The organism is Allobosea sp., assembly GCF_051860145.1.
Classification (GTDB): Bacteria; Pseudomonadota; Alphaproteobacteria; order Rhizobiales; family Beijerinckiaceae; genus Allobosea.
This window is the reverse complement of sequence record NZ_JBHYEM010000004.1, coordinates 231479-251711: the sequence shown is the minus strand read 5'-3', so window position 1 is coordinate 251711 and position 20233 is coordinate 231479. Positions and strand designations below refer to the sequence as shown.

The window sequence follows — 20233 nt, the reverse complement described above, 5'->3', positions numbered from 1 at the left end:
CATAGAGAACGCGTGGCTCTAGCCTACCCGGTATAGCTCTTCACCAGGGAGCCGGCCACCAGCCCCCAGCCATCCACCAGCACGAAGAAGATCAGCTTGAACGGCAGCGCGACCGTCACCGGCGGCAGCATCATCATGCCGACCGACATCAGGATCGACGCCACCACGAGATCGATGATCAGGAATGGCACGAACAGCAGGAAGCCGATCTCGAAGGCGCGCCGCAGCTCCGAGATCATGAAGGCCGGCACCAGGATCTGGATCTGGATCTCTTCCGGCGTCGCCGGCGGCGGCTCGCGCGACATCTCGACGAAAAGCTGCAGGTCCTTCTCGCGGACATGTTTCAGCATGAAGGTCTTGAAGGGGACGACGCCGCGGTTATAGGCCTCCTGCGGCTGGATCTGGCCCGCGACCAGCGGCTCGATCGAGACGCGATAGGCCTCGCGCAGGGTCGGCGCCATCACGAAACCGGTGAGAAACAGCGCCAGGCCGATGATCACGGCATTGGGCGGCGCGGTCTGCGTGCCGATCGCGGAGCGCAGCAGCGAGAGCACCACCGCGATCCGCGTGAACGAGGTCACCATGATCAGGATCGACGGCGCCAGCGACAGCACCGTGATGACGGCGATGAGTTGCAGCGCCCGCTCGGCGACGCCCCCGCCCTGCCCGAGATCGAGCGAGAGCGTCTGGGCCGCGACCGGGCTGCAGAGCGCGACGGCCAGCAGCGCGCCCGCGCCAGCGACGCGACAGCCGTGACGCCGTCTCGCACCCGTCAGAATCTGGATCACACGAAGCCGCCGGTCCCGCCCGACTCAGCTGATCGGGCCGCAAGACGCTAAGGCGGTGCCGCGCTATTCGGCAACCGACGGCACAGCCCCGCCGCCGGCACGCATCGACAATCCTGTTGATCGCGTCGCGAACGCGCGCCCGTCAGGATTTTGGCTTCGGGTCGCGCCCGAGCAGCCGCGCGAACTCGGCCTCGATCGCGTCGACCGAGAACGGATCGATCTGGGCCGGCTTGTCCTCGGGCTTCGCCTCGCCCTTCTTCTCCGGAGCCTCGGCTTCCGCGCTCTTCTTGCTGGCGGGCGCCTTGTCCGGCTCACTTTTGTCGCTGTCGGCGCCCTTGGTCGGGGCACCGTCATCGCCCTCGTCTTCCGCCTCAGCCTTGGTGTCGGGGCCGGCTGGCTTCGGCGCGGCCGGCTTCACCTCAGGCTGCTCCGCAGGCGACGGCTCGCCGCGCTTGCCCGAATCCTGCGACGGCTCGGAGGCGGATTTCGGCGCATCGGCCGGCTTCGGCGGTTCGGGCTTGCGCGGGGCCTCGACCGGCGGCGCGGATTTGGCCTTCGCGCCGTCCGGCTCCGGCTTCAGGCCGAGCGCCATCTCGAGTTCGGCCGCGACATCGGGCGGCACGCCGACCGGACGACCGAAGACCGGCGGCGGAGCGGTGGGAACCGGTGTGAGCGCCGGCGGGGCCAAATCTTGCTTCGGAAGATCCTGCTTCGGAGGATCCTGCTTGGCGACGGGAGGCGCCGGGGGTGCAGGCGGGGTCGATGGCGCCGGAGAAAGCTTGGGCGTCTCCTGCGGGGCAGCCGGCTCGGCCGGCGCATTGGCGGGTCGCACGGCCGAGAACGGCCGCTTCAGGGCCTCCTCGAGCTGGCGCGTCATATCGTCGAGCTCGCCCGAGCTCGCGCTCGGAGCGGGAGCCTGGCTGCGGCCGAAATTCGGCGCAGGGGTCGCGGAGGAGACGGCGGCGCCTGCCGCGGCAGCGGCGACGTTGGCGGCAGAAGCACCGGTCGGCGTGGCCACGGGCTCGGCGCGCGGCGGCGGGGGCGAACGGTGCGGCAAAGGCGGCAGCGCCTCCGGCTGCGGACCCAATGGCTGTGATACGCCAGCCGAGGTCCGGCGCGGCTCCTGTCCGCGCGAAACGCATCGGAGGAGAGCGCGGGATCGACCGCCAGCGGCCGCTCGGAGGTCTGGAACTCGGCCTGGGCCGGCACCGCGACGCGCGTGCCGCCACGCAGGATATTGGTCTCGACCACAACGTCCGAGGCGCCGCCGATCATCACCAGATGCTCGACATTGTCGCGCCGGATCAGCACCAGCTGACGCTGCCGGTCGAGGTCGTGGATGTCGACCACGCCGAGGCGGGGTTGGCGTGCCCTGCCCCCGCCCTGGCCCCTCGCTCTGAGGCGCCCGCCCGTGATCCGCCGCAGCAGGAACGCGAACAGCGCGACCAGGATGAGGACGATAGCGAACGCGATGATCCAGCGCAGGCCGGTCGATAGTTCGAAGCCAAACAACGTCTGCAAGGTTTGCCTCATTGAGCGACGGCGATAGCCCTTGGCGGCCCGTATTCCACACAAGGTTCAACACGTTGGCTATAGCATAACGCCCGCACTATCGGGAAACACGGTTAGCGCTTGGTTAATCCGATGCGCGAAACCGGCCGTCCTTAACGCGGCGTTAACCATGCACCCGGCAATATTTTCCCACTGGAACGGCTCGACAATGGGGCTGGCAGCCGACCCGCAACATCGGGCCACGTCTTGGGAATGGGGCAAAAGCCATGTCTGGCAATAGCTTGGGCGCAGGCGGTAACCTGATGCAGGCGCTGAAGACGCGCATGCACTGGCATCAGTCGCGCCAGAAGGTCCTGGCCGAGAACGTCGCCAATGCCGACAGCCCGGGCTTCCGTCCGCATGACCTCAAGGCCCCTGCCGCCGGTCCCGGCGCCGGCGGGGTCGCGTTGGCGCAGACCTCTCCCGGTCATCTCGGCCCCACCGGCCGGCGCAACGGCTTCGACTCGAACAACGCCCCGCGCTTCGAGATCACGCCCAATGGCAACGGCGTCAATCTCGAGGACGAGATGATGAAGGTCGCGCAGAACCAGTCCGACTATCAGCTCGCCGCCTCGCTCTACAGCAAGGGCCTCGGGCTGATGAAGATCGCGATCGGCAAGGGCCGCTAGGCCTGAGGAAAGAGGGCAGACGCCATGGATCTTCTCAAGAGCATCGCCGTCGCGACCTCCGGCCTGCGCAGCCAGTCGGGCCGCATGCGGATCATCGCCGAGAACCTGGCGAACGCCGATTCGGGTCCGGAACGCGCCGGCACCGATCCCTATCGCCGCAAGATCCCGACCTTCCAGCGTCGGGTCGACCGCGAGCTCGAGGCGCAGGTCGTCGATCTCGGCCGCGTCCAGCGCGACCAGAGCGCGTTCCGCACCAAGTTCGAGCCGGGCAATCCGGTCGCCGACGCCGAGGGCAATGTCCGCATGCCCAATGTCAACTCGCTGGTCGAGACCATGGACATGCGCGAGGCCCAGCGCAGTTACGAGGCCAATCTCAACCTGATCTCGTCCACGCGCCGGATGATCCAGCGCACCATCGACATCCTGCGCGTCTGACAAAGCCGAACGGAACCCGGATCATGGCCACCTCCAGCTTCGCCGCCGGCGCCTATGCCTCGATGCAGGGATTGGGCGCGGGCAACCTGATGCGCAAGCCCCTCGGCGCCGCCACGGGCGCCGCGGCCGGCATGCCCGATTTCTCCGCCCTCGTCGGCCAGGCGCTGGAAGCCACGGCCGATGCCGGCCGCAAGGCCGATACCCAGGCGGCCAATGTCGCTGCCGGCCGCTCCGACATCGTCGATGTCGTCACGGCCGTCGCCGAGAGCGAGGCTGCGATCGAGACGTTGGTCGCGGTGCGAGACCGCGTCATCGCGGCCTATGAAGAAATCATGCGGATGCCGGTCTGATGACCGGGCCGATCGGGACGACATCATGACCTCCGCAGCCATTCTCGACGTCGCGCGCGACGGCATCATCGTCTTCCTCAAGGCCGGCGGCCCCTTGATGATGGTCGCGCTCGGCGTCGGCCTCGCCATCTCGCTCGTCCAGGCCCTGACGCAGATCCAGGAGCAGACCCTGATCTTCGTCCCCAAGATCGTTGCGGTCTTCGCCGCGATGCTGCTGTTTCTCCCGTTCATGGGAGACGCGCTTGCAGGCTATATGGGACGGGTCGCCGTCCGAATCGCCACGGGCGAATGAGCCCGTCGCTGCTGCAGCCGGCTCTCGCCTCGGGCCTGCCGACGCGGCGTCCCGCGCGGCGAAGGGGCCAAGCCGGCACGATGCAGATCGCGATACTGCCCGAGATCAGCGCCATTTTCGTGCTCGTCTTCGCGCGGGTCGGCACCCTCGTGATGCTCATGCCCGGCATCGGCGAGCGCTTCATCTTCTCGCGCGCCCGGCTGTCGCTGGCCTTCTTCATCGCCCTGATGATCGTGCCGATGGCGCGCGGCCTGATCACCCCACCCGCCGATGTGCCGAGCCTTGTCGGCCTGCTCATCAGCGAGATCCTGATCGGCCTGACCATCGGGGTCTGCGTGCGCCTCGTCATGGCCTGCCTGCAGAGCGCCGGCGCCATCGTGGCCCAGACCATGGGCCTCGGCTTCGCGATGACGGTCGATCCGACGGGCGGCCTGCAGAACCCCTCGATCGGCAACCTGCTCTCGATGCTCGGGATCACGCTGATCCTGGTCACCGACCTGCACCATGTCGCGATCGCCGCCATTCACGAGAGCTACCGCCTGCTGCCGCCCGGCGGCTTTCCGGATGTCAGCGACGTCACGACCCTGGCGATCCGCGCGACGACGCAGGGCTTTGCGCTGGCGGTGCAGATCTCGGCGCCCTTCATCGTCTTCGGCCTGCTCTTCAATCTCGGCCTCGGCGTCCTGGCGCGGATGATGCCGCAGCTCCAGGTCTTCTTCCTCGCCGTCCCGGCCTCGATCCTCGGTGGCATGCTCGTGCTGCTCGCCGTCGTCGGCGTGATGATGGGCGTCTTCCTCGACGATCTCGGCGGCTTCCTGCGCCAGTTCACCGGCAACTGAGGAGCCACGATGTCCGAGGAAGCCGAAAACGACGACAGGACAGAAGAACCGACCCAGCGAAAGCTCGATCAGGCGATCGAGAAGGGCGACGTCGCCCGCTCGCAGGAGATCGGCACCTTCTTCGTCCTCTGCGGCTTCACGCTGGCATTGCTCGTCGCCGCCGGCTGGTCGACCAGCCACGCGGCGCTCTCTCTGCGCTCCTTCCTGATGAACGCGCATCAGGTTCCCTCCAGCGGCGACGCCTTCTTCAACGTCACCAAGCAGGGCGTCATGACCGGCTTCATGGCGCTCGGCCTGCCCTTCGCCTTCATCCTCTGCGCCGCGCTCGCCGGCGCGCTGATCCAGCACAAGCCGCTCTGGACCACCGAGCCAATGATGCCGAAATTCAGCCGCATCTCGCCGATGGCCGGCGCCAAGCGCGTCTTCGGCAAGGAAGCCTGGTTCAACTTCGCCAAGGGACTCGCCAAGATCGCCCTGATCGGCATCGTCGTCAGCCTGACCTTGTGGAACGAGCACGACCGGCTCGAGAGCTTCGCCCAGATGAGCGTCACCGCGCTGATGCCGGCGACGCTGGCGCTGACGATCAAGCTGATGGCGAGCGTGCTCGCGCTCTTTGCCGTGATCGCGATCGGGGATTTCGTCTATCAGCGCTTCACCTGGCACCGGCGCCAGCGCATGACCAAGCAGGAGCTGAAGGACGAGTTCAAGAACTCTGAGGGCAATCCCGAGGTCAAGGCCAAGCTGCGCCAGATCCGGGCCCAGCGCGTCAGGAAGCGCATGATGGCCGCCGTGCCGAAGGCGACCGTCATCATCACCAACCCGACCCACTTCGCCGTCGCGCTGCAATACGAGCCCGGCATGGGCGCGCCGCTCTGCCTCGCCAAGGGCGTCGACGCGATCGCGCTGAAGATCCGCGAGGTCGCCGGCGAGCATCGGGTGCCGATCATCGAAAACCCGCCTCTGGCGCGTGCGCTCTACGCCACAGTCGATATCGACGAAGAAATTCCTGTCGAACACTATCAGGCGGTCGCCGAAGTCATCGGTTACGTCTTGCGCCTGAAGGGCCGGCGCGCCTAACTCGCATCTTGCGCGAACTGCGTGGCGGACCACCTGTCACGGGGGCGGCGGGACAGCAACGGGACGGATCTGCCGCATGAGCGGAACCACGGCGACAACCGCGATCGATCGCTCCGACAAGCCGGGGCATGTCGGCGTGATCCTGCTCGTCGCCGGCCTCCTGGTCGGGGCTGCGATCGCGCTCGGCTTCATCGCCAACGAATGGGCGCAACCGCTGATCCTCGGGTTGCTCGCGCTGCTCTCGGTGATCGGCGTCTTCGGGCTCTTCGCCTTCGCCATCGGCCTCGTGCAGTTCTCCGGTCGGGCCGCACGCAACGACCTGACCAAGGCGATCGTCGACAGCGCCGATGACGGCGTCGTCGTCACCGAGGGCGAGAACCGCATCGTCTATGCCAACGAGGCCTATCTGACGCTGGCCGGGGCTCGTGGCGCCACCGATATCCGCCCGGTCGAGCGGCTCTTCACCGGACGCGCCGAGGTCTCCGAGGCGATCTACCGCCTCGCCACCGCCGCGCGCGAGGGCCGCAAGCTCAGCGAGGAGGTCCGCCTCGAGCCGGCGCTGAACGGGCGCGGCGCGGTCGGCTGGTACCGGATCCGCGTCTCGCCCGTGCGGCGGGACGGCCGCCCCGCCATGCTGTGGAGCGTCTCCGACGTCACCCCGGAGCGCGAGCGCCAGGAGAACGCCTTCCAGGAACTGCAGCACGCGATCGACTATCTCGACCATGCGCCGGCCGGCTTCCTCTCGATCGACGCCGATGGCGAGGTTTCCTATCTCAACGCCACGCTCTCCGGCTGGCTCGACTACGACCTCGCCCGCTTCGGCTCCGGCGGCCTGCATCTCGACGACATCGCCACCTCGAATGCCGCCGCCCTGATCCAGGCCATTCGCGGCCAGGCCGGCGATGTCCGCGTCGAGGTGCTGGACGTCGACCTGCGCCGGCGCAACGGCACCACCCTGCCCGTGCGGCTGCACCACCAGGTCGCCTTCGGCAGCGACGGCCGCGCCGGCCCCTCGCGCACGCTCGTGCTCAACCGCACCGCCGGCGAGGCGGGCTCCGACGGGCGCAGCGACGCCGAGGTGCGCTTCGCCCGCTTCTTCCATTCGACGCCGATGGCGATCGCCACGGTGGACCGCAACGGCGCCATCCTGCGCTCGAACGCCGCCTTCGCCCGCCTGGCCCAGCAGGGCGCGCAGCCGGCGACGATCCAGGATCTCGTCGCGCCGGGCGATGCTCTCGACGAGGGTCTCGCGGCGGCCATGGCCGGCAGCGGTGATATCGCCCCGCTCGACGCCACGCTCGCCGGCGAGGACGGCCGCTCGGCGCGCCTCTATCTCTCGCCGGTCGCGGCAACCGAGGACGAGGACGGCGAGCGCGCCATCGTCTATGCGCTGGAAACCACCTCCGAGCGCAAGCTGAAGGACAATATCGACCAGGCCCAGAAGATGCAGGCGGTCGGCCAGCTCGCCGGCGGCATCGCGCACGACTTCAACAACGTGCTGCAAGTGATCATCAACGCCTCGGAATTCCTGCTCGCCAGTCACCGGCCGACCGATCCGTCCTTCCCGGACATCATGCAGATCAAGCAGAATGCCTATCGCGCCGCGGCGCTGGTCAGGCAGCTGCTCGCCTTCTCGCGGCGGCAGACCTTGCGCCCGCAGGTGCTGGAGCTCGGCGACGTGCTCTCCGACCTCTCGCTGATGCTGAAACGCGTCGTCGCCGACAAGATCACGCTCGACGTGCGCCAGGGCCGCGACCTCTGGCCGGTCAAGGCCGATCTCGGCCAGCTCGAGCAGGTCATCGTCAATCTCGCGGTCAATGCGCGCGACGCGATGCCCGACGGCGGCAAGCTCCATGTCCGCACCCGCAATGTGGCGGCGCAGGAATGCGCGGCCCTCGGCCATCAGGCGCTGCCGGCGGCCGATTATGTCATGCTCGAGGTCGAGGACAGCGGCACCGGCATCCCGGCCGAGCATCTCGACAAGATCTTCGAACCCTTCTTCACGACCAAGGAGGTCGGCAAGGGCACGGGGCTCGGCCTCTCCATGGTCTATGGCATCGTCAAGCAGACCGGCGGCTTCGTCTTTTGCGATTCGACCCTCGGCAAGGGCACGACCTTCCGCATCCTGCTGCCGCGACATGTCGCGACCGAGGAGGAGATCGCCGCCGATCTCGCCGCCAGGGAGGCGCCGAAGAAGGTCGCGGCCGACCATACCGGCGCCGGCGTCATCCTCCTGGTCGAGGACGAGGACGCGGTGCGCGCGCTCAACGCCCGCATGCTGGTCTCGCGCGGCTACACCGTCCACGAGGCCGCCTCGGGCGTCGAGGCGCTCGACATCTTCCTCAAGCATGACGGCAAGATCGACCTCGTCGTCTCCGACGTGGTCATGCCCGAGATGGACGGCCCGACCCTGCTCGGCGAGCTGCGCCAGCGCAACCCGGCGACCAAGGTCGTCTTCGTCTCCGGCTATGCCGAGGAAGCCTTCCGCAAGAACCTGCCGGAGGGCGAGGAATTCCACTTCCTGCCAAAGCCCTTCACGATGAAGCAGCTCGTCGAGACGGTGAAGGCGACGATGGGGTGAGGCGGCGGCAGCGCCGGCGCGAGGGCTCCCGCATCGGCAAGGGGATGAACGCCTGCGATGTGGACCGGGAACTCACGCAGATATCTGATCCTGCTTCTCGCCCAAACAATCTGCGCGGCGATCATCCTCTATCACATCCAATCGGCCTTCCGCGTGCTGCTGGACAGTATCGGACGGCCGAACTCCGCCTCGCTCAGCAACGTCATCCAGCTTGCCTGCGCCGCCCTGGCCGGGCAGGCCTGCTATTGGTGGCGCCTGCGCAAGGTCGCGGTTCCGAACTCTTACAGGAATGTCTTTCTCGGCCACCTGCTCGCCTTTGCCAGCAGGATCGGCTTCATCTTCGGCGGCGCGCTGTTCTCGCTCTATTTCCTGCGACATGTGCCGGCACTTGACCTCGGCTATCTCGACCTGAGCTGGCGCGGCGCGCTCCTCATCGCCATTCTGTTCGCTCTCTACTGCTACTTGCTGGAGCTGGAGCGGCTCGGCAACGCATTCCAGGAGCGCTCCCGCGCGCGAGTTCCGGGCGAGCCCGGTTAACGCAGCTTCGGCCGGTTTGTCGCACGCCTTCAGGGAGAAACTTCCGCGATCGCGCCCGCGGCTCGCCGACGGGGCCACAACAGCGACGTCATGCAGAGCGTGTAGACGACGGCCAGCAGCACATAGCCGATCCTCGTCGCGAAGGATTCAGGGGTCGATGCCGGCAGCGGCGACAGCCCGGTTCCGAGCAGGATCAGGAAGGTCGTGAGCGCGCCGCCATAGATCTTGGCATAGGGATGAGCCGCGGTCGCACGCCCTCCCAGGATCAGCCCGACGAGCAGGACGACCAGGAACAGGGAGAGCAGCGAAGGCCGCAGCTCGACGAAGGCGAAGGCCAGCGAAGCCAGGACCCCTCCCAGCAGGTTGACGGCCACGAGCCCGAGCGCCACGCGCCAGCCGGCCGCCAGATCGAGCTGGAGCAAAAGGGACGCAACCGTGATCGGGATCACCAGCGCCGACGAGAACGCGCTGTTGGTCAGGCAGAACGTGACGGCCATGAGCAGGATGACCGCGCTGGCGAGGGCGTGCACCGCAGCCCCCTCGACACCGCCGGCGGCCTGCACCGACGCTTCATCCGGCATGTCGGCGTCCGGCAGCGCGGCATGGGCGAGCCAGGAGAGGATGGCTCCGCTCGCGCAGCCCTGGAGAAGAATGGCGATGATGCTCGTGTCCAGCTTGTCATGCACGCGGTCGAGCAGCGGGACCATGATCGCGATGACCAGGCAGACGAAGATCGCAGGCCCCCCTCGCCCCTCGGCCTGCAGGAAGAAGCACAGGAAGTAGAACAGGCCGAGCAGGCTGAGAAACTGCGCCGGCCGGTCGCCGAAGATCCCGCTCAGGAGAATGAAGGCCTGCCCGACGACCAGGACGATCCCGACCAGCCCGATCGCCTTGGCCAGCGGCAGCGGCCTTGCTCCCGAAACCAGGAACTGCGCGGCGAAGAGCGCGCCCAGGAACGGGATGACGGCGCCCGTCGCCATGTCGAATGTCAGCCCTGTCGCGACCGCAAGCGCGACACGCAGCCCGATCCGGCGCCGGCGGGCCAGACCGGCGGCGAGTGCCTCAGCTGGCATAGGTCAGGATCGAGATGAGGCGTATCCAGGCCCCACCGATGGCGTTCGCCACAGGATTGCTGCCGGTATAGATGACGACATTGACCTGCGAGCCGAAGCGAATGCCGCGCGGCGGCGTGCCGTCGAAGATCAGGCGCACCGGGAACCGTTGCGGATCGCGCACCCAGCTGCTGTCGTTCCTGATCGTCGGCAGGCCGGTATTCGGATCGACGCTGCTCTGCGAGACGCCCCAGCCGATGCTTTCGACTTTTGCGGGGAAGACCTGGCCCGGCAGGGAATCGAAAACGACCTCCGCCATGTCAGTCGTCGACATGTGCTCGAGGCTGTTCTCCTTGAAGCTCGCCGAGACCCAGATCGAGCCCGCATCGATGAAGGTCAGCGCTGCCTGACCCGCCCCGATGAACTGGCCGGTCGCGAGCTGGAGATTGGAGACGACGCCCGCGGCCGGCGCGGTGACGGTCGTATGCAGGAGGTTGAGCCGCGCGCGCTCCAGCGTGGCCAGCGCCGCCCTGAGCTGCGGATTCTCGGCTCCCCGGGGCCCAAGCTCCTCGCGCGCCTTGGCAAGATCGGCATCCGCCCCGTCGACCGATGCCCGCGAGCCGTCGAGCGCCGCGCGCGCCTCGTCTCCCTTGGATTTCGCCAGGATGCCGCGCTGGACGAGTTCGAGAACGCGCTGCGACTGGGCCTGGATATTGTCGAACTCGGCTGTTGCCCGCACCAGCCGCGCCTGCGCCGATTCCACGGCGGCGGTGGAGGCGCCCAGCGTCTGCCCGATCCGCTCGACCTGGGCCTGGGCCTCGGTCACCGCAATCTCGTAGGGGCGCGGATCGATGCGGAACAGCACCCGCCCCGGCTCGACGCGCGCATTGTCGGATACATTGACCTCGATGACCCGCCCGGCGACATCGGGCGCCATGCGAACGACATAGGCCTGCACCACGGCCTGCGAGGAGGATGGCGTGAGCCGTTCCATGACGATCGACAGGGCAAACAGCACGACGACCGCCGCGACCACCGCGAGAGCGACCCGGCGCAGCGGGTTCTGCGACGACGGCCGCTGCGCCGCTGCCGGCGGGTCGGCAGCGGCCGGAGTAGCTGCGCTCTTGGCTTCGGTGCTCATGGCCCCCGCCTGCCCCCTCAGACGCCTGCCGTCGCGCCCGTATTGCGGGCGTCCACCACCTTGGCCGTGCGGATGAAGAGCGCCCGGACCTTGCTCCAGAAATCGCCCCCGAGCACGAAGAAGCTCGCAAACAGCATGAGGTCGCCGAGCGCCTGGAACTGCCAGATATTGGGTCTCAACCCGGGCCAGAACTGGTCGATATACGGCTCCAGCATCGCCGAGAGGAGCGGCAGGCAGAACATCACCAGCCCGATGGCATGGCGAACGGGGCCGACCGTGTCGCTCGGCGACAGGCCCTTCACATAGCCGAATGCGAGCCCCTTGAGCTGCTGGAAGCCGGCCTTGCCCATGACGGCGATGCAGGTCAGCAGCAGGACCTTGTTGGCGACGAAGATCGCGCCCGTCATCGCCGCGATGCGGGTCGTTGGCGTGCCCAGCGAGGCCGCGAGCGGAATCAGCAGCCAAAGGGCGAAGGCGAATATGAAGATGCAGATCCCGAGCTTGAAGCGCCATCCGGCGGCTGCAACCGCGTCCGTGGCGTCGACTGAGGCGGCCATCCCATCCCCCCTCGAAATCTGCTGTCGCGAAGCCTCGTAGGTATGAAGGGCGACGTTCGCCCGGTAAGCGACGGCTTTAGGCCCGATCTCGCGCCAGCCAACGCGCGGGCGCAGTGTCCGTCTCAGGCAAATTCTGCGCTTGCTTCTCGGGACTGTCGAGAAAAATTCGTCGCAGTGCAGCCGGGCCCGGCGAAGCATTGCCGCAACGGAAGCCGGAGCCGGCCGAGTGGAAGGCGGCAACGAGAACAAAAAAAGAACTTGAAGGCGAGAACAAACCATGATCATAATTGCGCTTGGCGCGCATTGAGATGTGGTCGCGCCCCTGCCATAAGGAGCGCAAGTCGTGAATCAGGCGAATCTCAGGCTCGTGGAAGGCTCTTCGATGGACAAGGCCAAGGCGCTGGATGCAGCGCTCTCGCAGATCGAACGCGCTTTCGGCAAGGGCTCGATCATGCGGCTCGGCAAGAACCAGCAGGCGATCGAGATCGAGACGATCTCGACCGGCTCGCTCGGGCTCGATATCGCGCTCGGCGTCGGTGGCCTGCCCAAGGGCCGCGTCATCGAGATCTACGGCCCTGAATCCTCCGGCAAGACGACGCTGGCGCTGCACACCATCGCCGAGGCCCAGAAGAAGGGCGGCGTCTGCGCCTTCGTCGATGCCGAACACGCGCTCGACCCGGTCTATGCCCGCAAGCTCGGCGTCAATCTCGACGACCTCCTGATCTCGCAGCCCGACACCGGCGAGCAGGCGCTGGAGATCACCGACACCCTGGTGCGTTCCGGCGCGATCGACGTCCTGGTGATCGACTCGGTCGCGGCGCTGACCCCTCGCGCCGAGATCGAGGGCGAGATGGGCGATGTCCAGCCCGGCCTGCAGGCCCGCCTGATGAGCCAGGCCCTGCGCAAGCTCACCGCCTCGATCTCGCGCTCGAACTGCATGGTCATCTTCATCAACCAGATCCGCATGAAGATCGGCGTGATGTACGGCTCGCCGGAGACCACGACCGGCGGCAACGCGCTGAAATTCTACGCCTCCGTCCGGCTCGACATCCGCCGCGTCTCGACGCTGAAGGAGCGCGACGAGGCCACCGGCAACCAGGTCCGCGTCAAGATCGTCAAGAATAAGGTCGCACCGCCCTTCAAGCAGGTCGAGTTCGACATCATGTTCGGCGAGGGCATCTCGAAGGTCGGCGAGCTCATCGACCTCGGCGTCAAGGCCGGCATGGTCGAGAAATCCGGCGCCTGGTTCTCCTTCGACAGCCAGCGCCTCGGCCAGGGCCGCGAGAACGCAAAATCCTTCCTCAAGGCCAATCCCGACATGGCCGCCCGCATCGAGGCGACGATCCGGCAGAATTCCGGTCTCGTCGCCGAGCGCATCCTCGACGAGGCGACGCCGACCGACGACGATCTCGACGAGGGCGAGGCCTGAGCCTTCGGCTTTCCGGCAACGGATCCTGTGACGGGCGGCCTCGCGGGCCGCCCGTTTCCGTTTTGCGCCAAGCCTCTGTCTTTGCGCCGGAACCTGCCGTCTGGTTTCTGGACAGGTGCGAGGCGGCTGAGTAGATCACGTCCCTCGTATTCGGATGGAAACCCGCGCATGGCCTACGCGAAAAACCGGTTCCCACTTTTTCGCGCCATGCTCTAGAACCGATCCGCACCAGATGGCCTGCCCGGCCACCCAATCCTGAAGCAGAGTTCGAATTGCGATGAGCGGCGTCAACGAGATCAGGTCCACCTTCCTCGACTACTTCAAGTCGGCCGGCCATGAGGTGTTGCCGTCGAGCCCGCTCGTGCCGCGCAACGACCCGACGCTGATGTTCGCCAATTCCGGCATGGTGCAATTCAAGAACGTCTTCACCGGGCAGGAGAAGCGGCCCTATCCGCGCGCCACCACGGCGCAGAAATGCGTGCGCGCCGGCGGCAAGCATAACGACCTCGACAATGTCGGCTACACCGCCCGCCATCACACCTTCTTCGAGATGCTCGGGAATTTCTCGTTCGGCGACTATTTCAAGGATCGCGCGATCGAGCTCGCCTGGAAGCTCGTCACCAAGGAGTTCGGCCTCCCCGCCGACAAGCTCACCGTCACCGTCTATTCCGAGGACGACGAGGCGCACGGCCTCTGGAAGAAGATCGCGGGGCTGACGGATTCCAAGATCATCCGCATCCCGACCTCCGACAATTTCTGGCGCATGGGCGATACCGGCCCCTGCGGCCCCTGCTCCGAGATCTTCTACGATCACGGCGATCATATCCCCGGCGGCCCGCCCGGCTCGCCCGACGAGGATGGCGACCGCTTCATCGAGATCTGGAACCTCGTCTTCATGCAGTACGAGGAAGCCGCCGGCGGCATCCGCACCAACCTGCCCCGCCCCTCGATCGATACCGGCATGGGGCTGGAGCGGGTCGCGGCGGTGCTGCAGGGCACCCATGACAATTACGAGATCGACCTCTTCGCGACGCTGATCCGCACGATCGCCGATCTCACCTCGGTCGCGTCGGACGGCCCGATGAAGGCGAGCCATCGCGTCATCGCCGATCATTTGCGCTGCTCCGCCTTCCTGATCGCGGACGGCGTGCTGCCCTCGAACGAAGGCCGCGGCTATGTCCTGCGTCGGATCATGCGCCGCGGCATGCGCCATGCGCAGCTTCTCGGTGCCAAGGAGCCGCTGCTTTACCGCCTCGTGCCGGCCCTGACCCGCGAGATGGGCCAGGCCTATCCCGAGCTGCTGCGCGCGGAGGCCCTGATCACCGAAACGCTGAAGCTCGAGGAAACCCGCTTCCGCACGACGCTGGCGCGCGGCCTGACCATCCTCGACGATGCAGCCAGGGACCTGAGCTCCGGCCAGAGCCTCAAGGGCGACGTCGCCTTCACGCTCTACGACACCTATGGCTTCCCGCTCGACCTCACACAGGACGCGCTGCGCGCCCGCGGCGTCGGCGTCGATGTCGAGGGCTTCGACGCGGCGATGCAGCAGCAGAAGGCCAAGGCGCGCGCCGCCTGGTCCGGCACCGGCGAGGCGGCGACCGAGAAGCTCTGGTTCCCGCTGCGCGACCGCGTCGGCGCGACCGAGTTCCTCGGCTACGACACCGAGACGGCCGAGGGCGTGGTCACCGCTTTGGTCAAGGACAATGCCGAGGTCGAGACCCTGAAAGAAGGCGAGAGCGGCGTCGTCATCCTCAACCAGACGCCGTTCTATGGCGAATCCGGCGGTCAGGTCGGCGACAGCGGCACGATCACCGGCAACGGCTTCAAGGCCGAGGTCCTGGACGTCCAGAAGAAGCTCGGCGACGTCTTCGCCCACCAGGTCAAGGTCGTCTCCGGCGAGATCGGTGTCGGCAAGCCGGCCGAGCTGGCGGTCGACCATGGCCGGCGCAGCACCATCCGCGCCAACCACTCGGCCACCCATCTGCTGCACGAGGCGCTCCGGCGCGTGCTCGGCGACCATGTCGCGCAGAAAGGCTCGCTGGTGCAGCCCGAGCGCCTGCGTTTCGACTTCAGCCATCCCAAGCCGATCAGCCGCGCGGAGCTGGCGCAGGTCGAGGAGATGGCGAACCGCCTGGTGCTGCAGAACGAGCCGATCGTCACCAAGCTGATGTCGGTCGACGACGCGATCGCGTCGGGCGCGCGCGCCCTCTTCGGCGAAAAATACGGCGACGAGGTCCGTGTTGTCTCGATGGGCACGGATCGCGATGCCGACACCCCGAAGACCTTCTCGGTCGAACTCTGTGGCGGCACCCATGCCAGCCGGACCGGTGACATCGGTCTCGTCGCCGTGCTGTCGGAGTCCGGCGTCGCGGCTGGTGTGCGCCGTCTCGAAGCGCTGACCGGCGAGGCGGCACGTCGTCATCTGCGCGAGGAGAGCGTCGCGCTCGACGAGATGGCCGGACTGCTCAAGGCGCCGATCGCCGAACTGCCGGCACGCGTCTCGACGCTGATCGAGGAGCGCCGGAAGCTCGAGCGCGAGCTCACCGACGCGCGCAAGAAGCTCGCCATGGGCGGCGGCGGCGCGGCCGAGGACCCCATCCGGGAGATCGCCGGCGCCAGGCTGCTGGCGCGCGCCGTCACCGGCGTCGAGATGAAGGACCTGAAAAGCCTCGCCGACGAGGCCAAGACCCGCGTCGGCTCCGGCGTCGTCGCCATCGTCGGCGTCGCCGAGGACGGCAAGGCAGGCGTCGTCGTCGCCGTCACCGAGGATCTGACCTCCCGCTTCGACGCGGTCGCGCTGGTGCGCACGGCGTCCGAGCAGCTCGGCGGCAAGGGCGGCGGCGGGCGCCGCGACATGGCCCAGGCCGGCGGGCCGGACGGGGCCAATGCGCAGGCGGCGCTCGATGCGGTCGCCGCCGCCATGGGCTGAGAACGACCTTGGTGGCAAGGCGCCCGGAACCGGTCGAACCCCCGTGCATTCCTTCACGAGCATGATCAGGCTCCTCATCGCCATGCTGCTGGCGGCAATCGTGTCGGCCAGCATGGGCACGTCCCTTGCGCAGCCGCGCCCGCCGGCGCCCCCCACCTTGTCGGCGTCGCGCAGCGTCATGGCGGGCACGATGCTCTCGGTCTTCGTCGGCAAGGCGCCCGACGCAGCGCTTCTGGCGATCGCCCGTCCCACCGACGCGCCGGAAACGGCCTTCGTGTCGATTCCGCTAGGCCTGGTCTCGGCAGCCTCGATCACGACGCCGGGCGAAGCCGGCGTCTATGAGCTGCGGCTGCTGCGCGAAAACGCCGGCAAGAGCGAGATCCTGGCCCGCCAGCCGCTCGCGACGACGACGGCCTCGGCGACGCTGGCCGCGCCCGACAAGGTCAAGGCCAATGCAAGTTTTGCGGCACGCGGCATCGGCCCCAATGGCGGCCGCGATCGCGTCGTCATCGTCGCGCCGGATGCGGCGGTCGACGCGGCGGGGCCGAGCTTTCTTCCCGCGGAGAATGTCGAGGCCACGCTCGAGGCGCCGGACACACCCGGCATTTACGAGCTGCGCTATGTCATGAACGCGCCGGTGAGCGGACAGCGCATCCTGGCTCGCCGGCCATTGACGGTCGAGTGAACGGGGCCGGCATCGCGCGCCGCGTCACGGATCGCGCACGCCCCCTCCGACCGGTCGCATCGGCTGAACACGGTGCACCCCCGGCTCCGCACGAAAAAGCGCCCGGCACAAAAAAGCGCCCGGATCGGAACCCGGGCGCTTCTCTCATCCTGATTGCGGATGGTCGGATCAGGCAGTCATGGCCTTGCGCAGGTTCTCGCTGACCTTGTCGAGGAAACCGGTGGTCGAGAGGAACTTCTGGTCGGGGCCGACCAGCAGCGCCAGGTCCTTGGTCATGTCGCCGGCTTCGACCGTGTCGACCGTGACCTTCTCGAGCAACGTCGCGAACTTCGCGAGCTCGGCATTGTTGTCGAGCTTGGCGCGGTGCGTGAGGCCGCGGGTCCAGGCGAAGATCGAGGCGATCGAGTTGGTCGAGGTCTCCTTGCCCTTCTGGTGCTCGCGGTAGTGGCGCGTCACCGTGCCGTGTGCGGCCTCGGCTTCGACCGTCTTGCCGTCCGGCGTCATCAGCACCGAGGTCATCAGGCCGAGCGAGCCAAAACCCTGCGCGACGGTGTCGGACTGCACGTCGCCGTCATAGTTCTTGCAGGCCCAGACATAGCCGCCCGACCACTTCATCGCCGACGCCACCATGTCGTCGATCAGACGGTGCTCGTAGGTGATGCCGAGCTTGTCGAACTCGGCCTTAAACTCGGCCTCGTAGATCTCCTGGAAGATGTCCTTGAAGCGGCCGTCATAGGTCTTAAGGATGGTGTTCTTGGTCGAGAGATAGACCGGGTACTTGCGGATCAGGCCGTAGTTCAGCGAGGCGCGGGCGAAGTCGCGGATCGAATCGTCGAGATTGTACATCGCCATCGCGACGCCGGCGTCGGGGGCCTTGAAGACCTCCTTCTCGATCACCTGGCCGTCCTCGCCGACGAACTTGATCGACAGCGTGCCCTTGCCGGGGAACTTGAAATCGGTCGCGCGATACTGGTCGCCATAGGCATGGCGACCGATGACGATCGGCTGGGTCCAGCCCGGAACGAGGCGCGGCACGTTCTTGCAGATGATCGGCTCGCGGAAGATCACGCCGCCCAGAATGTTGCGGATGGTGCCGTTCGGCGACTTCCACATCTGCTTCAGGTTGAATTCCTTCACGCGCGCCTCGTCCGGCGTGATCGTCGCGCATTTCACCGCGACGCCATGCTTCTTGGTGGCGTTGGCGGCGTCGATCGTGACCTGGTCGTTGGTCGCGTCGCGGTTCTCGACGGACAGGTCGAAGTAATCCAGCTCGAGGTCGAGATAGGGGAAGATCAGGGTGTCCTTGATCTTCTGCCAGATGATGCGGGTCATCTCGTCGCCGTCCATATCGACGACGGGATTGGCGACCTTGATCTTGCTCATGTGATTTCGACCCCTGCTTCTGGCCAGACTGGAACGTTTCCGGGCTGCAGCAGTGACGCCACGGCCCGCCCGCGCGCTTCCTAGCGGGTTACGCGCGCAGGGGGAAGCCGGCCTTTTGGGCAGCGGCGAGCCGCCCGGCGCGGCCCGGTCGATCGGGCTTTTGCTGCACCGCCGCAAAATCTGCACCTTCACGTGACAAAGTCCCGTCTCAGCCATCGTCGAGCGGGACGATCGTTTGTCCGAAACACAGTGCCAGACAGGATTGCGGCCGCGTTCGGCCGCCTTGAGCATGGCCGTCGGCCTGGCCTTGTTCGCCGTAGCGCCGGGCTGGGCCGAAGATCTGCCCAAGGCCCGCGCCAAGCCGGCGCCGGACCGCTACGCCTTCGATCCGCTATCCGACGAGGTCGCGTGGGAGATGGCGAATGACCCGGTCCTGACCGTCCCGGTCTTCGTCGCGCCGCGCCTCGACAGGAATGCGGCTTATCAGGCTCGCGCCGAGCGCAACGGGCTGATCCGCCCGCCGATCAAGACGACGGTCATTCGCCAGGGGCTTGCCACGGCGCCTCGCGGACCGACGCCGGCGACCGAACGCGCGGTCGGGGTCAAGCTCGAGCCCGACCGGTTCTCGCTGGCGACGTCCTTCATCACCGGCAGCGGCACCTGGCAGGCGGCCGATACGCGCTTCGACTGGGCGCTGTCCCGGAATGTGCCCGCCGATGCGCTCGGCCTGGTCTGGGACGCCAACACCGGCGGTGGAATCGGCTTCTCCGGCACGGCCGAGCAGCGCGCCGGCGCTGCCTTGGGCTTCCGGACCCAGCTCTTCGACCACGTCACGCTGACCTCGCAGCTTGCGCTGGCCACGAGCTATGCCTTCGCCGCCGACAATCTCTTCGCAGCCAGCGTCACGCCGCAGATCCAGGTCCTGGCCGATCTGAGCCAGCCGATGGCAAGCCCCTGGAAGACCGTGCTCGACGTCAAGCTCAGCCGGCAGGTTCCGCTCGCCAGTGGCGAGTTCGACACCAGCGCCTCGGCCATGCTCCGGCTGAACTACACGCTGCGCTGAACAGCGCCGGGGGCGATCACCCCGTTTCCTGCGCAGCCGCATGCGGCTGCCACCCTTCCCGTCGCCGGCCCGCCATTCTAGCGTGCCGTCATGACAGACCCCTCCCCCAAATTCGCTCTCGTCACCGGCGGCACGAGCGGCATCGGCGCCGGTGCAGCGCTCGCGCTCGCCCAGGCGGGCTATGATGTCCTCGCCACCGGCCTCACCGAGAAGGAGGTCGCAACCGCGCCCCCTCACCCCGCGATCCGCCATGCCAGGCTCGACGTCACCAGCGACGATCAGGTCGCGGCCATCGTCGCCCTCTGCCCGCGCATCGATGCGCTGGTGAACTGCGCCGGGATGATCCAGCGCGGCGGCAAGGAGTTCGAGATCGAGGCCTTCAGGCTGACGGTCGAGGTCAACCTCACCGGCTCGATGCGGATGTGCGTCGCTGCGCGCGAAAAGCTCGCAGCGAGCAAGGGCGCGATCGTCAACACGGCCTCGATGCTGACCTTCCACGGCTCGCCCTTCGCGCCCGGCTATGCCGCCTCCAAGGGCGGCGTCGGCCAGCTCACCAAGTCGCTGGCCGCCGCCTGGGCCACTGAGGGCATCCGCGTCAACGCCGTCGCGCCGGGCTGGATCGCGACCGAGCTGACTCGGCCGCTGGTCGAGGACGAGGTCCGCTCGGCCCCGATCCTCGCCCGCACGCCGCAGGGCCGCTGGGGCGAGCCGGCCGATGTCGGCGGCGCGATCGTCTTCCTTCTGTCCGACGCGGCAAAGTTCGTCACGGGCGCGATCCTGCCCGTCGACGGCGGTTATCTGGCGATCTGACGCCACCCGCGCTAGCTTGGAAAACGCAGATACCGCAGGCACATGCGGCCGCTTCCGGAATCAGGCCGACAAGGCCTTGAATCATGATTTCAAGGGACAGATGCC

Annotated in this window: 20 protein-coding genes; 14 read left to right on the top strand and 6 right to left on the bottom strand. The window is 67.4% G+C overall.

Translation table 11 applies throughout. The features are described 5' to 3' along the window. Positions 1-23 precede the first annotated feature (23 nt). The gene (gene fliP / locus ACTIF2_RS09150) at positions 24-725 is read right to left on the bottom strand and encodes a flagellar type III secretion system pore protein FliP (RefSeq protein ID WP_439496924.1); all 702 of its coding nucleotides are present in this window, start codon (positions 723-725) and stop codon (positions 24-26) included. Between the two features lie 205 nt (positions 726-930). After that, positions 931-1806: a hypothetical protein gene (locus tag ACTIF2_RS09145; RefSeq protein ID WP_439496744.1), complete on the bottom strand. Its 876-nt coding sequence runs from the start codon at positions 1804-1806 to the stop codon at positions 931-933. A gap of 68 nt (positions 1807-1874) precedes the next feature. Between ACTIF2_RS09145 and ACTIF2_RS09140 the strand changes: the two genes are divergently transcribed. The 9 genes from ACTIF2_RS09140 to ACTIF2_RS09100 all read left to right on the top strand — a co-directional run bounded on the left by ACTIF2_RS09140 (position 1875) and on the right by ACTIF2_RS09100 (position 9079). Further along, complete coding sequence (locus tag ACTIF2_RS09140; protein ID WP_439496743.1) at positions 1875-2285, top strand: hypothetical protein; 411 nt, start codon at positions 1875-1877, stop codon at positions 2283-2285. Between the two features lie 281 nt (positions 2286-2566). Further along, positions 2567-2968 carry a flagellar basal body rod protein FlgB gene (gene flgB / locus ACTIF2_RS09135; protein WP_439496742.1) on the top strand — a complete coding sequence of 134 codons (402 nt, stop codon included), beginning with the start codon at positions 2567-2569 and terminating at the stop codon, positions 2966-2968. 24 nt (positions 2969-2992) lie between these two features. Further along, on the top strand, positions 2993-3403 hold the full coding sequence (flgC, locus tag ACTIF2_RS09130) for a flagellar basal body rod protein FlgC (protein WP_439496741.1): 411 nt from the start codon (positions 2993-2995) through the stop codon (positions 3401-3403). Positions 3404-3426: 23 nt separating this feature from the next. Continuing rightward, a complete protein-coding gene (locus tag ACTIF2_RS09125; RefSeq protein ID WP_439496740.1) occupies positions 3427-3753 on the top strand; it encodes a flagellar hook-basal body complex protein FliE in 327 nt (108 codons plus the stop codon). A 25-nt stretch (positions 3754-3778) separates the two neighbouring features. After that, positions 3779-4045 (top strand): flagellar biosynthesis protein FliQ, encoded by a 267-nt coding sequence (gene fliQ, locus ACTIF2_RS09120; RefSeq protein ID WP_439496739.1) that lies wholly within the window; start codon positions 3779-3781, stop codon positions 4043-4045. Positions 4046-4125: 80 nt separating this feature from the next. Beyond that, entirely contained in the window at positions 4126-4884 is a 759-nt protein-coding gene (fliR, locus tag ACTIF2_RS09115; protein WP_439496923.1) for a flagellar biosynthetic protein FliR, read from the top strand. Positions 4885-4893: 9 nt separating this feature from the next. Beyond that, positions 4894-5961, top strand: coding sequence for a flagellar biosynthesis protein FlhB (flhB, locus tag ACTIF2_RS09110; RefSeq protein ID WP_439496738.1), 1068 nt, complete (start codon positions 4894-4896; stop codon positions 5959-5961). 76 nt (positions 5962-6037) lie between these two features. Continuing rightward, positions 6038-8542 (top strand): cell cycle histidine kinase CckA, encoded by a 2505-nt coding sequence (cckA, locus tag ACTIF2_RS09105; protein ID WP_439496737.1) that lies wholly within the window; start codon positions 6038-6040, stop codon positions 8540-8542. 57 nt (positions 8543-8599) lie between these two features. After that, positions 8600-9079: a hypothetical protein gene (locus tag ACTIF2_RS09100; RefSeq protein ID WP_439496736.1), complete on the top strand. Its 480-nt coding sequence runs from the start codon at positions 8600-8602 to the stop codon at positions 9077-9079. A 29-nt stretch (positions 9080-9108) separates the two neighbouring features. Here the strand turns inward: ACTIF2_RS09100 and ACTIF2_RS09095 are convergent, their stop codons facing one another. The 3 genes from ACTIF2_RS09095 to ACTIF2_RS09085 are packed head-to-tail and all read right to left on the bottom strand — an operon-like array spanning position 9109 to position 11829. Continuing rightward, complete coding sequence (locus ACTIF2_RS09095; protein ID WP_439496735.1) at positions 9109-10152, bottom strand: DUF2955 domain-containing protein; 1044 nt, start codon at positions 10150-10152, stop codon at positions 9109-9111. After that, positions 10142-11272, bottom strand: coding sequence for an HlyD family secretion protein (locus ACTIF2_RS09090; RefSeq protein WP_439496734.1), 1131 nt, complete (start codon positions 11270-11272; stop codon positions 10142-10144). Before ACTIF2_RS09090 ends, ACTIF2_RS09095 begins: the two co-directional genes overlap by 11 nt. A gap of 17 nt (positions 11273-11289) precedes the next feature. Continuing rightward, the gene (locus ACTIF2_RS09085; RefSeq protein WP_439496733.1) at positions 11290-11829 is read right to left on the bottom strand and encodes a transporter suffix domain-containing protein; all 540 of its coding nucleotides are present in this window, start codon (positions 11827-11829) and stop codon (positions 11290-11292) included. A gap of 343 nt (positions 11830-12172) precedes the next feature. Between ACTIF2_RS09085 and recA the strand changes: the two genes are divergently transcribed. The 3 genes from recA to ACTIF2_RS09070 all read left to right on the top strand — a co-directional run bounded on the left by recA (position 12173) and on the right by ACTIF2_RS09070 (position 16872). After that, positions 12173-13258 carry a recombinase RecA gene (gene recA / locus ACTIF2_RS09080; protein WP_439496732.1) on the top strand — a complete coding sequence of 362 codons (1086 nt, stop codon included), beginning with the start codon at positions 12173-12175 and terminating at the stop codon, positions 13256-13258. 277 nt (positions 13259-13535) lie between these two features. Continuing rightward, positions 13536-16187 carry an alanine--tRNA ligase gene (gene alaS, locus ACTIF2_RS09075; RefSeq protein WP_439496731.1) on the top strand — a complete coding sequence of 884 codons (2652 nt, stop codon included), beginning with the start codon at positions 13536-13538 and terminating at the stop codon, positions 16185-16187. A 61-nt stretch (positions 16188-16248) separates the two neighbouring features. Next, the gene (locus ACTIF2_RS09070; protein WP_439496730.1) at positions 16249-16872 is read left to right on the top strand and encodes a hypothetical protein; all 624 of its coding nucleotides are present in this window, start codon (positions 16249-16251) and stop codon (positions 16870-16872) included. Positions 16873-17040: 168 nt separating this feature from the next. On the opposite strand, the gene ACTIF2_RS09065 is transcribed toward ACTIF2_RS09070, so the two are convergent. Beyond that, positions 17041-18255, bottom strand: a complete 1215-nt coding sequence (locus ACTIF2_RS09065) for an NADP-dependent isocitrate dehydrogenase (RefSeq protein ID WP_439496729.1) — start codon at positions 18253-18255, stop codon at positions 17041-17043. Between the two features lie 289 nt (positions 18256-18544). On the opposite strand from ACTIF2_RS09065, the gene ACTIF2_RS09060 reads away from it, so the two are divergent. Together ACTIF2_RS09060 and ACTIF2_RS09055 are read left to right on the top strand one after the other, a co-directional pair. Then, positions 18545-19318 (top strand): hypothetical protein, encoded by a 774-nt coding sequence (locus ACTIF2_RS09060; RefSeq protein ID WP_439496728.1) that lies wholly within the window; start codon positions 18545-18547, stop codon positions 19316-19318. A gap of 90 nt (positions 19319-19408) precedes the next feature. Further along, on the top strand, positions 19409-20128 hold the full coding sequence (locus ACTIF2_RS09055; RefSeq protein ID WP_439496727.1) for an SDR family NAD(P)-dependent oxidoreductase: 720 nt from the start codon (positions 19409-19411) through the stop codon (positions 20126-20128). The last annotated feature ends 105 nt before the right edge of the window (positions 20129-20233 follow it).

What these genes read in the sequence shown, in the direction of transcription:
- ACTIF2_RS09140 (WP_439496743.1), top strand. Translation starts at nt 1,875, where the DNA reads ATGGCTGTGATACGCCAGCCGAGGTCCGGCGCGGCTCCTGTCCGCGCG.
- flgB (WP_439496742.1), top strand. Translation starts at nt 2,567, where the DNA reads ATGTCTGGCAATAGCTTGGGCGCAGGCGGTAACCTGATGCAGGCGCTG.
- ACTIF2_RS09065 (WP_439496729.1), bottom strand. Translation starts at nt 18,255, where the DNA reads ATGAGCAAGATCAAGGTCGCCAATCCCGTCGTCGATATGGACGGCGAC.
- ACTIF2_RS09070 (WP_439496730.1), top strand. Translation starts at nt 16,249, where the DNA reads ATGATCAGGCTCCTCATCGCCATGCTGCTGGCGGCAATCGTGTCGGCC.
- ACTIF2_RS09060 (WP_439496728.1), top strand. Translation starts at nt 18,545, where the DNA reads ATGGCCGTCGGCCTGGCCTTGTTCGCCGTAGCGCCGGGCTGGGCCGAA.
- fliR (WP_439496923.1), top strand. Translation starts at nt 4,126, where the DNA reads ATGCAGATCGCGATACTGCCCGAGATCAGCGCCATTTTCGTGCTCGTC.
- fliQ (WP_439496739.1), top strand. Translation starts at nt 3,779, where the DNA reads ATGACCTCCGCAGCCATTCTCGACGTCGCGCGCGACGGCATCATCGTC.
- flhB (WP_439496738.1), top strand. Translation starts at nt 4,894, where the DNA reads ATGTCCGAGGAAGCCGAAAACGACGACAGGACAGAAGAACCGACCCAG.
- cckA (WP_439496737.1), top strand. Translation starts at nt 6,038, where the DNA reads ATGAGCGGAACCACGGCGACAACCGCGATCGATCGCTCCGACAAGCCG.
- ACTIF2_RS09085 (WP_439496733.1), bottom strand. Translation starts at nt 11,829, where the DNA reads ATGGCCGCCTCAGTCGACGCCACGGACGCGGTTGCAGCCGCCGGATGG.
- ACTIF2_RS09090 (WP_439496734.1), bottom strand. Translation starts at nt 11,272, where the DNA reads ATGAGCACCGAAGCCAAGAGCGCAGCTACTCCGGCCGCTGCCGACCCG.
- ACTIF2_RS09055 (WP_439496727.1), top strand. Translation starts at nt 19,409, where the DNA reads ATGACAGACCCCTCCCCCAAATTCGCTCTCGTCACCGGCGGCACGAGC.
- flgC (WP_439496741.1), top strand. Translation starts at nt 2,993, where the DNA reads ATGGATCTTCTCAAGAGCATCGCCGTCGCGACCTCCGGCCTGCGCAGC.
- ACTIF2_RS09125 (WP_439496740.1), top strand. Translation starts at nt 3,427, where the DNA reads ATGGCCACCTCCAGCTTCGCCGCCGGCGCCTATGCCTCGATGCAGGGA.
- ACTIF2_RS09100 (WP_439496736.1), top strand. Translation starts at nt 8,600, where the DNA reads ATGTGGACCGGGAACTCACGCAGATATCTGATCCTGCTTCTCGCCCAA.
- ACTIF2_RS09095 (WP_439496735.1), bottom strand. Translation starts at nt 10,152, where the DNA reads ATGCCAGCTGAGGCACTCGCCGCCGGTCTGGCCCGCCGGCGCCGGATC.
- alaS (WP_439496731.1), top strand. Translation starts at nt 13,536, where the DNA reads ATGAGCGGCGTCAACGAGATCAGGTCCACCTTCCTCGACTACTTCAAG.